Below are 14444 nucleotides of genomic sequence, written 5' to 3'. Positions count from 1 at the left end.
GGCGCCGGTGCGGGCTTTGTGGCCCGCGTACCAGTACGGGGCGTGCCGCGTACTGGCACGGGGCAGTCCGGGTACCCGCGCGGACCGGCGGCATTCCCCGGACGGGTGGACGGGGGTGGACGGGGTGGACAGGGTGGACGGCCGGCCGGGTGTCCGGGCGCACCGCGTACTGGTTACGGCCGGGCGCACCGTGTACCGGTTACGGCCGGTCGACCGTGTACGGGCCGGAGTCGCGGTGCGTGCCGTTCGCGGGGCCGTCGCGTACCCGTACGGGCCTGCCCATACGGGTGCGTATCCGTCAGGGCGTGCCGCGTACTCCCGCGGCGGAGGCGCGGCTCGCGCGCCCGGACGGGCGCCGGGTCGGCTCCGGCCGCGCGTGTCGCCGCCGCGTCGTACGCTGGGAGACCCCCGGTCCGCACCGCGTGCCGGGCGGTTCGCGTTGCCCACGCCCCCCGGATGGAAGCCCATGAGTCTGCACGGTCTGCTGGACGCCGTCACCAACGACCCCGCACTGGACGAGGCCATCAGGGCCGCGGCCGACGGCAACAGGCACCACGTCGACCTCGTGGGCCCACCTGCGGCGCGGCCGTTCGCCGTCGCGGCGATGGCCAGGTCGGCGGAGCGGCCGGTGCTCGCCGTGACAGCGACGGGCCGCGAGGCGGAGGACCTGGCCGCCGCGCTGCGCTCGCTGCTGCCCGAAGAGGGCATCGTGGAGTACCCCTCGTGGGAGACGCTGCCGCACGAGCGCCTCAGCCCGCGCTCCGACACGGTCGGGCGCCGCCTGGCCGTGCTGCGCCGCCTGGCGCATCCGGAGCCGGGCGACCCGGCGACGGGCCCGGTCTCGGTGGTGGTCGCGCCCATCAGGTCGGTGCTTCAGCCGCAGGTCAAGGGGCTGGGTGACCTCGTTCCCGTGGCACTGAAGCAGGGGCAGACCGTCGATCTGGAAGAGACCGTCGACGCACTGGCTGCCGCCGCCTACGCACGGGTTGAGCTGGTGGAGAAGCGCGGCGACTTCGCTGTGCGCGGCGGCATCCTCGATGTGTTCCCGCCCACGGAGGAACACCCCCTGCGCGTGGAGTTCTGGGGCGACGAGGTCGAGGAGATCCGCTACTTCAAGGTCGCCGACCAGCGCTCGCTGGAGATCGCCCAGCACGGCCTGTGGGCGCCCCCGTGCCGCGAGCTGCTGCTCACCCGGGATGTGCGCGAGCGCGCGGCGGCGCTGGTCGAGGAGCACCCCGAGCTGCACGAGATGCTCGGCAAGATCGCCGAGGGGATCGCCGTCGACGGCATGGAGTCCCTGGCGCCCGTGCTCGTGGACGACATGGAACTGCTGCTGGACGTGCTGCCCGCCGGCTCGATGGCCGTGGTGTGCGACCCGGAGCGGGTCCGTACGCGTGCCTCGGACCTGGTGGCCACCAGCCAGGAGTTCCTCCAGGCTTCCTGGGCGGCGACGGCGGGCGCGGGTTCCGGCGGCGAGGGCGACGGGGCGAAGGCGCCGATCGACGTGGGCGCCGCGTCCCTGCGCGGTATCGCCGAGGTACGGGAACGCGCGCGCGAGCTGGGCGTGATGTGGTGGACGGTCAGCCAGTTCGCCGCCGACGCCGAGCTGGACCCGGGTGCGGGGGAGGCGGGCGAGGGCGGCGACGACACCCTCCAGCTGGGCATGCGCGCGCCGGAGAGCTATCGGGGCGACACGGCACGCGCGCTGGCCGACACCAAGGGCTGGCTGTCGGAGGGCTGGCGCTGCGTCTACCTCACCGAGGGCCACGGACCCGCGGCCCGTACGGTCGAGGTGCTGGGCGGCGAGGGCGTGCCCGCGCGGCTGGCGGGGCCCGAACTGGCCGCGCTGGAGCCCGCGTTGGTGCATGTGGCGTGCGGATCGCTCGACCACGGGTTCGTGGCGCCCGCGCTGAAGCTCGCCGTGCTGACGGAGACCGACCTGTCGGGCCAGAAGGCGGCGGGCAAGGACGCGGCGCGCATGCCGGCGCGGCGCCGTAAGCAGATCGACCCGCTCACGCTCCAGACGGGCGACTACATCGTGCACGAGCAGCACGGTGTGGGCCGCTACATCGAGATGGTGCAGCGCACGGTGCAGGGTGCGACGCGCGAGTACCTGCTGGTCGAGTACGCGCCCGCCAAGCGCGGCCAGCCCGGCGACCGGCTGTTCGTGCCGACCGACCAGCTGGAGCAGATCACCAAGTACGTCGGCGGCGAGCAGCCCACCCTGCACCGGCTGGGCGGCGCCGACTGGACGAAGACGAAGGCGCGCGCGAAGAAGGCCGTCAAGGAGATCGCCGCCGACCTGATCCAGCTCTACAGCGCCCGTATGGCGGCACCCGGGCACGCCTTCGGCGCCGACACGCCCTGGCAGCGTGAGCTGGAGGACGCGTTCCCCTATGTGGAGACCCCCGACCAGCTGACGACGATCGGCGAGGTCAAGGAGGACATGGAGAAGACGGTCCCGATGGACCGGCTGATCTGCGGCGACGTCGGTTACGGCAAGACGGAGATCGCCGTGCGGGCCGCCTTCAAGGCCGTACAGGACGGCAAGCAGGTGGCGGTCCTGGTGCCCACCACCCTGCTGGTGCAGCAGCACTACAGCACCTTCACCGAGCGCTACGGCCAGTTCCCCGTCAACGTACGGGCGCTCTCCCGCTTCCAGAGCGACACCGACGCGCGCGCGACGCTGGACGGGCTGCGTGAGGGCTCGGTCGACATCGTCATCGGCACGCACCGGCTCTTCTCCTCGGAGACGAAGTTCAAGGAGCTGGGCCTCGTGATCGTGGACGAGGAGCAGCGCTTCGGCGTCGAGCACAAGGAGCAGCTGAAGAAGCTGCGCGCCAACGTGGACGTGCTCACGATGTCGGCCACGCCCATTCCCCGGACGCTGGAGATGGCGGTGACCGGCATCCGCGAGATGTCGACGATCACCACGCCGCCCGAGGAGCGGCACCCGGTGCTGACGTTCGTCGGGCCCTACGAGGAGCGGCAGATCGGCGCCGCGATCCGGCGCGAACTGCTGCGCGAGGGGCAGGTCTTCTACATCCACAACCGCGTCGAGTCCATCGACCGCGCGACGGCCAGGCTGCGCCAGATCGTGCCGGAGGCCCGTGTCGCCACGGCGCACGGGCAGATGTCCGAACAGGCGCTGGAGCAGGTCGTGGTCGACTTCTGGGAGAAGAAGGCCGATGTGCTGGTCGCCACGACGATCGTGGAGTCCGGTATCGACATCGCCAACGCCAACACCCTGATCGTCGAGCGGGGCGACAACTTCGGCCTCAGCCAGCTGCACCAGCTGCGCGGCCGGGTGGGCCGCAGCCGCGAGCGCGGTTACGCGTACTTCCTCTATCCGCCGGAGAAGCCGCTGACCGAGACGGCGCACGAGCGGCTGGCGACCATCGCGCAGCACACCGAGATGGGCGCCGGCATGTACGTGGCGATGAAGGACCTGGAGATCCGCGGCGCGGGCAACCTGCTCGGCGGCGAACAGTCGGGCCACATCGCGGGCGTCGGCTTCGACCTGTACGTGCGGATGGTGGGCGAGGCCGTGGCCGACTACCGCGCGGCACTGGAGTCCGGCGAGCAGCCGGAGGCGGCACCGGCCGAGGTGAAGATCGAGCTGCCGGTCGACGCGCACGTACCGCACGACTACGCGCCGGGGGAGCGGCTGCGCCTCCAGGCGTACCGTTCGATCGCCACGGCGACCTCCGAGGACGACATCGTCGCCGTACGGGAGGAACTGGCCGACCGCTACGGGCCGTTGCCCGAGCCGGTGGAGAACCTGCTGCTGGTGGCGGGCCTGCGGATGCTGGCCCGTACGACGGGCGTCACCGACATCACACTCCAGGGCAACAACGTCCGCTTCAGCCCCCTGGAGCTGCGCGAGTCGCAGGAGCTGCGGCTCAAGCGGCTGTACCCGGGCTCGGTCATCAAGACGGCGGCCCACCAGGTCCTCGTGCCCCGCCCCAAGCCTCAGACCATCGGCGGCAAGCCGGTGACGGGCCGCGAACTGCTCGCCTGGGTGGGCGAGTTCCTGACCACGATCCCGGGCTGAGGGCCGGTTCGGTTCGTCCGGCCCGGGTCGGTCCGGGTCCGATTATGGTCCGGTCCGGTCCGTTTCTGGTCCGGTCCGGGCCGAGCTGACGCGGCGTAAGGCGAGAGCCCCGTCCGGTGCGTGACCGGCGGGGCCCTCGGCGTTCAGCGGCCGGGGAGGTGGAGGACGGCGGCGGGGTGTGCGGCGCCGTTCAGCTCCTTGTCCATCTCGTTGACGGCGTCGTCAACGGCGGTGAAGACCACGACCATGCCGTAGATGCCCAGGCCGAAGGCCAGGAGCGAGAGCAGCACTCCGGAGAGCGCGGTCTTCCCGTTGGTGGCGAGGCCCTTCTTCGCGCGGGAGCGTCCTACGAGGCCGAGGATGAGTCCGATCAGGCCGAGGGTGCCGCCGAGCCAGAAGAGGAACGGTATGAGCCCGCACAGGGCGCCGACGAGGCCGAGGATGAGCGCGGTGATGCCCAGCCCGTTACGGGGCTGCTGGGCGGCCGGACCCTGACCGTGCGCCGGGTACGGAGGCTGCTGCGGATACGGGTTGCCGGAGGCGTGAGACATGGGTGATCCCCCCTGGGAACGGTGAGCGGTGAGCGGTGTGAGTGATGAGCGGTGGCGCCGTGAGCGGTGGCGCCGTGAGCCGTGAGCCGTGAGCCGTGAGCGGTGTGGTGCGCTGGGCGCCGGAGCTGATCCGGCGGGGACTCGGCGGGCTGATCCGGCGGGCTGATCCCGTGAGGGCTCAGAGGGTGAGGCTCCACTGCGCCGGCTCGGTCTCGAAGTCGTTCACGCTGACCTCGATGTCGAGGTTCTTCGCGGCCTTCGTGGCGTCGAAGCCGTAGGTCGCCGTGGCCTTCCTGCCGGGCAGGAGCTTGCCGCTGAAGCCCGCTCCGACGTTCTCGCCGTCGAAGATGCCGGCCGTCGTCTCGCCGGCCTCGCCCTGCCGGGCGCCGACGGAGACCAGTTCGGTGTCCAGCTTCCCCGAGCCCGTGTTCTCCAGGGTCACCTTCACCTTGTACGCCTGGTTGGCCTGCTTGTGGCCCGCGGCGTAGGCGCCGGGTGTGAACGGTGCGGGTGCGGCGACCGTGACCTTCAGCCCTTTGTCGCCGTACACGGCGGTGTCGCCCGCCGCGCGGGGGCCCTTTTCGGCCTGGCCCCCGCCCTTGCCCTTGCCGCCGCCCGAACCCTTCGCCTCGGCGCCGCTGGAGGAGGACGCCTTTTCGGTGGTGGGTTCGTCCAGTTCGCAGGCGCTGAGCCCGCCCATGGCGAGCAGGGCCGTTGCGGTGGCGGCGACGAGACGAACGCGCGGGGACGGACGGCGTGTGCGCGGGGACAGGCGGATGGACATGGCTCGGACCCTTTCCGGTCGGCGATACCGGTTCACAACGTGTCGCGAACCGATGGGTCAATAACAGCATTGCTTGTGAACCGAGTCAACAAGAAAGCATGAACGATGCGGATTCACGCTGTGAACGGGGTGGAGGGTGAGATGGGTATGCTCGACCCTCAGCAGCGCGCGACGGAAACGGCGGGAGGCCCTCGGTGTCGGACGGCACGGAAGTCACGGCAGCGGCGATCGCTCGGCTGGCGGGAGTCGGCAGAGCGGCGGTCAGCAACTGGCGCCGCCGGTACGCCGACTTCCCCCGCCCCGTCGGCGGCACCGAGACGAGCCCCTCCTTCGCACTCGACGAGGTCGAGAACTGGCTCAGCGCACAGGGCAAGCTCGCCGAACTCCCGCTCCGCGAACGGGTCTGGCGGCACATCGAGGGAGCGCCCGAAGGTGCGGCCCCGGCGCTCCTCGCCGCCGGCGAGACACTGCTCGGCGGAGGCACGTCTGCCACTGGTGCGGGTCCGCGCGACCGGGGTGAGGGCGCGCTCGGCACGGGCGGGGGCCCACGTGACACGGGTGAGGGTTCGCTCGGCACGGGCGGGGGCCCGCGTGACACGGGTGAGGCCGATGGTGCGGCGGGCCACGGCGGCCACGGGCCGGCCGGTGGTGCCGTATCGGGTGCCGCTGACGCGTCCGCTGACGCGACCGGCGACTTGTCCGGCGACGCGTCCGCCGCCTCGACCAGCGCCTCGCCCCCCGCCTCGACCGGCGACGCTTCCGCCTCCGCTCCCGCCCCCGCGACCGGCACCGCTTCCGGGGCCACGTCCCGTTCCGCCGCCAACGCCTCCCGTGCCGCACGCGCGTCCGGAACGGCTCGCCCCGATGCGCGCGACGCCGAACTCGCCCAGCTCGCACGGGAGATGGGCCCCGATGAGGCGTACGGGTTCCTGCTCGGCCGGTACTTCGACGCCAACCCCCGCCAGTACACGCTCACGCCGCCCGAGACCGCCGCGCTCATGGCCGGCCTGGCGGGCCCGGCCGACTCCTTCCTCGACCCCGCGTGCGGCTCGGGCGAACTGCTCGCCGCAGCACTGGATTCGGCCGCAGAACCGGACTCCACCGCACGACTGGACTTCGCCGCCCGGCGCGAGACCCCCGCCGCAGAACCGGACTCCGCCGCAGAACGGGACTCCGCCGCCCGGCGTGAGCGCGAGGCGCCCGCCGTGCTGCACGGTCAGGAGAGCGATCCGGTGCTCGCCCGGCTCACGGCCCTGCGGCTCACCCTCCGGGTGGCGGCACGTGCCCGTGCCGCCTCGTCCGGTGCGCTCAGTACAGCCGTTCACATCCGGAGCGAGGACGCGCTGCGCACCGAACCGGGCTCCGAGGCGCCGTCCGTCGACGCCGTCCTGTGCCACCCGCCCTTCAACGAGCGCAACTGGGGTCACGAGGAGCTGGCCTACGACCCCCGCTGGGCCTACGGCCTCCCCGCGCGTACCGAGTCCGAACTCGCCTGGGTGCAGCACGCGCTGGCCCGGCTTCGTCCCGGCGGCACCGCCGTCATGCTGCTGCCGCCCGCCGTGGCCTCCCGCCGTACGGGGCGCAGGGTGCGGGCAGCGCTGTTGCGCAAGGGCGTGCTGCGTGCCGTCGTCGCGCTGCCGCCAGGCGCCGCCGCGCCGCACAGCCTGCCGCTGCACCTGTGGGTGCTGCGCAAGCCCGACGGGTCGGCGCCCTCCGAGCCCCGGCTGCTGGTGATGGACACCGGCGACAAGTGGCAGGCCGGGGCCCGCGAACCGCTGCCGTGGCGGGAGTTGGGGCAGGCCGTGCTGGCGGCCTGGCGTGCCTACGACGCGGGTGGCGACGTCCCCGCTGAGCCCGGCGTGTGCGGCACCCTCGCCGCCATTGACCTGCTGGACGACGAGGTGGACCTCACCCCCGCGCGCCACCTGCTGCCGGGCGGGGGCAGGGGTGACGCCGCAGCGCTCGCCACCGTGCGCGCCGAGCTGGAGGGCACCCTGCGCCGCACCCTCGACCTCGCCCGCGCCACGGCGGCTGAGGAGCAGGGGACCGGGGAAGCCGGGCAGGCCGGGGGCGGCGGGTCCGGGAGCGGCGAGGGTGGCGGGGAAGCGCGGAGCGGCGCCGAGACGCACTGGCCGGAGGCCACCGTCGGCGAACTGGCGCGCGGCGGCGCCCTGGAGGTGCACACCGCAGGCGCCGAGACCGTCACCACGGCGCCGGGCGACGTCGTCATTCCCGTACAGGGCAGAGGCGCCGCCTACGTCGTCGCGCCGGACGAGGGCGGCGAGGCGCTCGGCAAGCCACTCAGTCTGCTGCGCCCGGACCCGGCCGCGCTGGACCCCTGGTTCATCGCCGGGTTCCTGCGCTCCACCGCCAACACCCGCCAGGCCAGCAGCTATGCCTCCAGCGCCTCCCGCATCGACGTACGCCGCCTGCGGCTGCCCCGGCTGCCCCTGGAGCGGCAGCGGCGCTACGGGGAGACGTTCCGCAGGCTCGCGACGTTCGAGAGCGGGCTGCGCCGCGTGGGGGAACTGGGCGAGGAGTTCGTACAGGGCATGTTCGACGGCCTCGCCGACGGCACCCTGCCGCCTGGCTGACGACGCTGCCCGGTTGACGCTCCGTACGGATGTCGCCGGGGCACGGATGACGCCTGGACACGGCCGAGCCCGCGAAACGGATGACGCTGCGGTACGCCCGCAGAACGTTGCCCGGCAAACCGCCCTGCGGCCAGCGTCCGGCCAACGCCTCCGCCTATGTCGCGTTCAACGTCCCGGCCAACGCCGCCCGGATAACAACGATTCCGCTTCCAAACGGCTCCCGGCACGCCCGTGTCCGTACCGCTGTATACGCTCACCTCCTGGAATATCCGCTCGAAACGCCTGGAGGGAAGATGTACGGGCAGACTGCGCCGCCGTACCCGCCGTCCCCCCGCGGCTCCACCGGCCGCGCGGGACAGCTCGCGGTGCGGATCGTGTTCGCGACGTTTCCCGTGTGGTCCCTGGGCCTGCTCTGCTGGGTTCCCTCCCTGCGCTTCGCGATCCTGCGCAAACGCCCCCGGGACTGGGTGGTGTTCGCCGCGAGCGTCGGTCTGACGGTGATCTACGTCGTCATGCTGGTCAAGGTCCCGGAGGTCCCGGCGGACGGTGCCGAGGGCACCATGCAGTTCGTGGGCGGGCTCTTCGCGATCCTGCTGATGGCGGGCGCCGTCGTGCACGCGGTCCTCGCCGACCGCTTCCCGCGCCCTGCCTCGTCGCCGATACAGGCGACGGGGTCGCCGGGGCCCTACGCGTACGCGCCCGGTTCCTACACCGGCCCGCAGCACGCGAGCCCCACTCACGCCGGCCCCACTCACACGGGCCCGCCGCACGTGAACGTGCCCCAGGGACACGCGCCTTACGTGAACGCGCCCGCGCCAATGTCCCCGCCCGCACCCGCACCGATGGCGACACCGCCGCCGGACCCGTACGCGCCGACCGTCTCCGCCACACCGCCGCCGGCGCCGCCCTTCAACCCGTATCCGCAGCAGGCCCCCCAGGCGCCGCGACCCCCGTTGTCCCCGCACTCCCCGCGCCACGCGGCGCCCGTCGCCCCGGTGGCCGCGCCGCCCGCCGCCTCGCCCCGTATGCGCCAGGTCGCCTCCGAGCTGGACGACCTCGACGAGCTGCTCCGCCGGCGCAACCCGCAGGACGACCGCAATCCGCAGGACGACCGCAACTCGCAGGACGAGCGTGACGAGCGGGGCCGAGGTGACCAGCAGGGCCGACGTGACCAGTGGGACCGGCGAGGGGAGCCGTGAGGGCCGGGCGGCTCATCGCGGGCCGTTACGAACTCTCCGAACCGCTCGGCAAAGGCGGCATGGGCCAGGTGTGGGGCGCACATGACACCGGCCTCGGCGGTCGGCCCGTGGCGGTCAAGCTGACCCACTCAGCGCAGATGTCCGCACCCGGCGCCGACAGCCTCGACCCCGAGGAGCTGCGCCGCCGCTTCGCGCGCGAGTGCCGTGTGACGGCGCAGCTCGACCACCCCGGTCTCGTGACCGTCTACGACGCGGGCCAGGACGGCGGCGAACTCTTTCTGGTCATGCAGCGCCTCGACGGCAGCGACCTGGGCGACCACCTCGCGGAGAACGCCCCCTACCCCTGGCAGTGGGCCGTCTGCGTCGCCGCTCAACTGTGCTCGGCGCTCGTCGCCGTGCACGGCGTCGGCGTCGTCCACCGCGACCTCAAGCCCGCCAACGTCATGGTCAGGCCCGACGGCCGCGTCGTGATCCTCGACCTGGGCATCGCCTCCGTCGGCGCCTCCGACGTCACCCGGCTCACCCGCACGGGCGCGCTCGTCGGCACACCCGTGTACATGGCGCCCGAACAGGCGACGGGCGGTGCGACCGTCGGCCCTGCGGCCGACCTGTACGCGCTCGGCGTCGTGCTCTACGAACTGCTCGCCGGACACGCGCCGTTCGAGGCACCGGAGGCCACCGGGCTCCTCTACAAGAAGCTGCACGAGCAGCCCCAGCCGCTGGAGAGCGTGGCACCCGGTGTGCCCGCACCGCTGCCCGCGCTCGTGCGGCGGCTGCTGGACCGGGATCCAGCGCACCGTCCCGCCGACGCGCACGAGGTGCACGCCGCTCTCGCCCCGCTGCTGCCCGTACCGGGCGCACGCGAGCCCGGCGCCCCGCTGGACCCGACCAGGCCGTTCCTGCGCCCCATGTCCCCCTGGCCGCCGCCCCGGCGCGGCGGCGCCACGGCCGCGGGGGACCTCAACGCGGTACTGGAACAGATCCGCCGCCTCCTCGCCACGGGCCGCTACACCGAGGTCGCCGTCCTCCTCGGCCACGCCCTTCCCCTGGCCGTCGCCGAGCACGGCGAGCACTCCCCGGTCGTGCGCACCCTGCGCAAGCAGTACGCCGCGACCCTCGTCGACATCGGCCAGTACGGTCAGGCGCTGCCCGAACTCGCGCGCCTCATCCGCGACCTGACCCCCGAGCGCGGCCTCCACGACCCCACGGTCGCGCAGCTGCTCCAGGACGAGTCCCTGTGCCGTCAGCGCCTCGCGGCGGGCTGACCGCCGGGGCGCTGACGGGCCAGGCAGCGGTGGGGCGGCGTACGGGACGGCGGTCAGCCGGCGAAGGGCCGCTTCTCGCGGGCGTCGCGCAAGGCGTGGCCCCACCAGACCAGTTGGTCCAGCATGGCCTTGGCCGCCGTGTCGCTGCCCGCCGGGCAGACCTCCTCGCCGTCCGCCCCGAAGTCCGTCCAGGCGTGGTGGAAGCTGACCGTGTCGCGCAGGGTGACGCTGTTCAGCTCGGCGAAGATCTGCCGCAGATGCTCGACCGCACGGAGTCCGCCCGCGAGCCCCCCGTATGAGACGAGACCGACCGGCTTGGCCTTCCACTCGTCGATGTACCAGTCGAGCACGTTCTTCAGGGAGGCGGGCACCGAGTGGTTGTACTCCGGTGTCACGACCACGAACGCGTCGGCCTCCCCGAGCAGTTGACCGAGCCGCTCGGCCACGACCCGCGTGGCACCCTGTGCCTGCGCACCGGCCGAGACATCGGGCATGACCAGCGGCAGGGGGTGATCCAGCAGGTCGATGGGGGTCACCTTCACCCCGTCGTGCTTCGCCGCCTGGCCGGTGAACCACCGCGCCACCGTCGGCCCGAACCGTCCGTCACGGACGCTTCCGGTGATGATCGCCAGCTTGAGAGGGCTGTCGGACATGGAGGACTCCAAGGTGTCTGGTGGGCAAGGGCACTGGTGGACGAGGACAGGGGCGAAGGGCACGGGCGTGCGCGCTCTTCCACCGTCGGCCTGCCGCCGGAGTTCACCGAGGAAGTTGACAAAGACTTGTCATGAGTTCCGAGTCCCTGTGGCGGGTTGGGGGTGAACGGACGTTCTAAGATCGTGCGGGGCGGTGATGGGCTGTCCCGTTTCGTCCGTGAACGTGAACTCCCGGAGTGGATCCCGCCTTGCCCCGCAGCACCCGCACCACCCGTAGCCCCCGCAGTACCCGTACCCGCATACGGAGGACCGGCCTGCCCGTTGCCGCGGGGGTCGCCGCCGCCGTCGTCCTGCTGGGCGGGTGTGACGGACTCCCCGGCGAGAAGGACGACAGGGCAGCTGGCTCCGGCAGCAGCGGCGGTACGGGAGGGGCGGTACGGGGCGGGCGTGCCGTGTCGCCGCTGGAGAACCCGGACGGCACCAAGCCGGGCCTGGCGCCCATCGGTTCGGAAGCCGAGAAGGCGAGGGCCCGCGCGCTGATCGGGAAGCTGGTGACCAAGGGCCGCGGGCCCAGGACGGGTTACGAGCGGGAGAAGTTCGGCTACGCGTGGATGGACACGGCGCACGGCGTGCCCCTGGCCGGCAACGGCTGCGACACCCGTAACGACCTGCTCGCCAGGGACGGCGCCAAGCTCCGCCACCGCGACGGGTCGGACTGCGTCGTGCAGTCCATGACGCTGGACGACCCGTACACCGGCAAGCGCCTCACCTGGAACAAGCGGCACGCCATCGCGGTGCAGATCGACCACGTCATCCCGCTGTCGTACAACTGGCAGATGGGCGCGTCACGTTGGAGCGAGGACAAGCGCAAGCGGGTCGCCAACGATCCCCTCAACCTTCTCCCCGTCGACGGGCCGGCGAACGCCTCCAAGAGCGACTCCGGCCCCGCCTCCTGGCTGCCGCCGTCCAAGCCGGTGCGCTGCGCGTACGCGGTCCGCTTCGCGCAGGTCGCCCAGAAGTACGCCCTCGCGGTCACCGCTCCCGACAAGCGGACGATGCTCGCCCAGTGCGGCGGCTGACGGCCGCCGGCGCCCGCGTGGACGGAAGCGGCCAGTACGGAGGCGTCGCGTCCTGCGCCGCGCCGGGCCGCCTGCGCGTCCCGCGCGTACCGCGCCCCAGTGCTCGGTGCGGCCGACGCGGCAGCGCGCGCGGCCCGGGTCGGCTGCCGCGGACGGCGTAGCCGCGACACAACTGACCCCGAATCGTTGGTCGATTTGGTGTCGAAGCGGTGGTCACGGTGCCCTTCGACTCCTTACCATCGATCACCGCCAGGTCATGTGGGTCATGCCGTACCAGCACGACCCTCCGCCGCCGCCCGGGAGGCCGCATGGAACGCCAGTACCGCAGGTCCGCGCTCACTCTCTCCTCACTCGCCGCGCTCGTCGTCGCCGCGCCCCTGCTCACCGCGTGCGGCAACGACGCACACCCGGGAGCCGCGGCCGTCATCGAGGGTGACCGGATCAGCATGGCGCAGCTCCAGTCGAGAGCCGGCGCCGTTCGGGACGCGCAGCGCGCCGCGCCCCAGGGCGAGCAGATGATCAAGCAGAGCGGCCAGCTCACCCGCGCCACGCTCGACGGCATGATCCGCGAACGCATCGTCAAGCAGGCGGCGAAGGACGCCGGCGTGGGCGTCAGCCGCCGCGAGGTCCAGCAGGCACGCGCCCGGATCGAGCAACAGGCGGGCGGGCGCAAGCAGTTGGAGTCCTCGCTGCTGCGTCAGCAGGCCATCGCGCCCGACGAGATCGACGGCCGCCTGCGTATGCAGCTGCAGGTCGAGAAGATCGCGAAGGCCGAGGGCATCAACCCCAGCTCACCGCAGGGCAACCAGAAGCTCAACGCGAAGCTGGGCGAGGTCTCCAAGGCCATGAAGATCGATGTCAACCCGCGCTACGGGAAGTGGGACGAGGCCAAGTCGACGCTCGCCCACACGAAGACGCCCTGGCTGCGTGACCTCACGGGAGACGCGGCCGACCGCAAGCAGCGTGCATGAGGTTTGCCTGCGGCGGTGTGCGGATGCGGGGTGACCGTGCGTAGTGGGGGAACCGGGGCGAGGTGAGGGCGCGTTCCGGGTTACGTTCGTGGAGTGAACGAGATCCCCGCGACCGGCCGTATCGTCCTGCTCACCACCAGCCACCGCGTGGCGCCCGGACTGCTGTCCTGGCCCGCGTGGCAGGCCCTGCGCACCGCCGACCGCGTGCTGTGCGCCGACGCGGCGCACCCGCAGCTCCCGTACGTACGTGACGCGGGAGTCAAGGTGGAGGCCGGGGCGGCGGCCGACGCGCCCTCCCTCGTCGACGAGTGCGCCGCCGAAGGGGGCCGTACCGTCGTGGTCCTCGCCACGGCGGAGGGCGAGCCCGCGCTCACCGACGGCCTCGCCCGCCTCGCGGGCTCCGGCCGCACCTCCATGCCCGAACTCGAACTCCTCCCCGCCTCCTACGACCTGCCCGGCGCGCGACTCCTCGACGTGGTGCAGGTCATGGACCGTATCCGCGCCGAATGCCCCTGGAGCGCCGAGCGCACCCACGAGGATCTGCTCAAGTACGGCGTCGAGGAGATCTACGAACTCGTCGAGGCGGTGGAGGAAGGGGACCGGGCCGCGCTCGCCGAGGAACTGGGTGACGTGCTGCTTCAGGTCGTCTTCCACGCCCGGATCGCGGAGGACGACCCCGACGAACCGTTCGCCGTCGACGATGTCGCGGGCGGGCTCGTCGCCAAGCTTGTGCATCGCCATCCGCATGTGTTCGGCGACGAGGTCGCCTCGGACGCGGCGGATGTCGAGGCGCATTGGGCGGAGCGTAAGGCCGTTGAGAAGCATGCGCGTACGTCGGTGACGGAGGGGGTGCCGTTGGGGCAGCCGGCGTTGGCTCTCGCTGCGAAGCTTGGGGGGCGCGCTCGGGGGGCTGGGCTTGATATCGCCCTGCCCGATGCGCTGGGTGCGCCTGACGCGCCTGCCGCGGTTGATGCGCCTGACGCGCCCGCTGCCATTGATGTGCCTTCGCCTGATGCGGCGGGGGTTGGGTACGCGTTGTTGCGGATTGCTGTGTGGGCTGAGGCCGGTGGGGTGGATCCGGAGGTGGCTTTGCGGGGGGCCGCGCGGGTGTATCGCGACGCGATCCGGGCCCAGGAGGGATGAATCCCTCCCCGTCCCTTCGGGGCTGCGCCCCGTGCCCCCCTGTTGTTGTTCCTGTGATGTGAAGCCCCTTCCCGTTCGATATGGGGGCTTCGCCCCCTGGCCCCCGTTGGCCTCGCCGGCCGGGCGTTGAGGGGCGCTGCCCCCCAACAGC

At 72.6% G+C, this 14444-nt stretch carries 10 protein-coding genes; 7 read left to right on the top strand and 3 right to left on the bottom strand.

Annotation, left to right across the window (positions count from 1 at the left end; all coding sequences use genetic code 11):
- Positions 1-466 precede the first annotated feature (466 nt).
- Positions 467-4054 (top strand): transcription-repair coupling factor, encoded by a 3588-nt coding sequence (mfd, locus tag NMN56_RS32210; protein ID WP_274046786.1) that lies wholly within the window; start codon positions 467-469, stop codon positions 4052-4054.
- Between the two features lie 143 nt (positions 4055-4197).
- On the opposite strand, the gene NMN56_RS32205 is transcribed toward mfd, so the two are convergent.
- Together NMN56_RS32205 and NMN56_RS32200 are read right to left on the bottom strand one after the other, a co-directional pair.
- Entirely contained in the window at positions 4198-4605 is a 408-nt protein-coding gene (locus NMN56_RS32205) for a hypothetical protein (protein WP_274046785.1), read from the bottom strand.
- A 178-nt stretch (positions 4606-4783) separates the two neighbouring features.
- Complete coding sequence (locus NMN56_RS32200) at positions 4784-5389, bottom strand: DUF4352 domain-containing protein (RefSeq protein WP_274046784.1); 606 nt, start codon at positions 5387-5389, stop codon at positions 4784-4786.
- A gap of 194 nt (positions 5390-5583) precedes the next feature.
- On the opposite strand from NMN56_RS32200, the gene NMN56_RS32195 reads away from it, so the two are divergent.
- The 3 genes from NMN56_RS32195 (at position 5584) to NMN56_RS32185 (ending at position 10447) form a co-directional block, all read left to right on the top strand.
- Complete coding sequence (locus tag NMN56_RS32195; protein ID WP_274046783.1) at positions 5584-7983, top strand: HsdM family class I SAM-dependent methyltransferase; 2400 nt, start codon at positions 5584-5586, stop codon at positions 7981-7983.
- A 293-nt stretch (positions 7984-8276) separates the two neighbouring features.
- Complete coding sequence (locus tag NMN56_RS32190) at positions 8277-9182, top strand: hypothetical protein (protein ID WP_274046782.1); 906 nt, start codon at positions 8277-8279, stop codon at positions 9180-9182.
- The gene (locus tag NMN56_RS32185; protein ID WP_274046781.1) at positions 9179-10447 is read left to right on the top strand and encodes a serine/threonine-protein kinase; all 1269 of its coding nucleotides are present in this window, start codon (positions 9179-9181) and stop codon (positions 10445-10447) included. Before NMN56_RS32190 ends, NMN56_RS32185 begins: the two co-directional genes overlap by 4 nt.
- Positions 10448-10500: 53 nt before the next feature.
- Here NMN56_RS32185 and NMN56_RS32180 read toward each other — a convergent pair whose 3' ends face one another.
- Complete coding sequence (locus NMN56_RS32180; protein ID WP_274046780.1) at positions 10501-11100, bottom strand: NADPH-dependent FMN reductase; 600 nt, start codon at positions 11098-11100, stop codon at positions 10501-10503.
- 248 nt (positions 11101-11348) lie between these two features.
- Here NMN56_RS32180 and NMN56_RS32175 point away from each other — a divergent pair, with 248 nt between their 5' ends.
- From NMN56_RS32175 to NMN56_RS32165, 3 genes are all read left to right on the top strand, one after another.
- Complete coding sequence (locus tag NMN56_RS32175; RefSeq protein ID WP_430542767.1) at positions 11349-12179, top strand: HNH endonuclease family protein; 831 nt, start codon at positions 11349-11351, stop codon at positions 12177-12179.
- Between the two features lie 308 nt (positions 12180-12487).
- Positions 12488-13150 carry a SurA N-terminal domain-containing protein gene (locus NMN56_RS32170; protein WP_274046779.1) on the top strand — a complete coding sequence of 221 codons (663 nt, stop codon included), beginning with the start codon at positions 12488-12490 and terminating at the stop codon, positions 13148-13150.
- A 93-nt stretch (positions 13151-13243) separates the two neighbouring features.
- Positions 13244-14293, top strand: coding sequence for a nucleoside triphosphate pyrophosphohydrolase (locus tag NMN56_RS32165; protein ID WP_274046778.1), 1050 nt, complete (start codon positions 13244-13246; stop codon positions 14291-14293).
- Positions 14294-14444: the final 151 nt, after the last annotated feature.

Source organism: Streptomyces iconiensis (assembly GCF_028657195.3).
Lineage (GTDB): Bacteria > Actinomycetota > Actinomycetes > Streptomycetales > Streptomycetaceae > Streptomyces > Streptomyces iconiensis.
The sequence above is the reverse complement of the archived record's forward strand: the minus strand, read 5'-3'. Positions and strand labels throughout refer to the sequence as shown.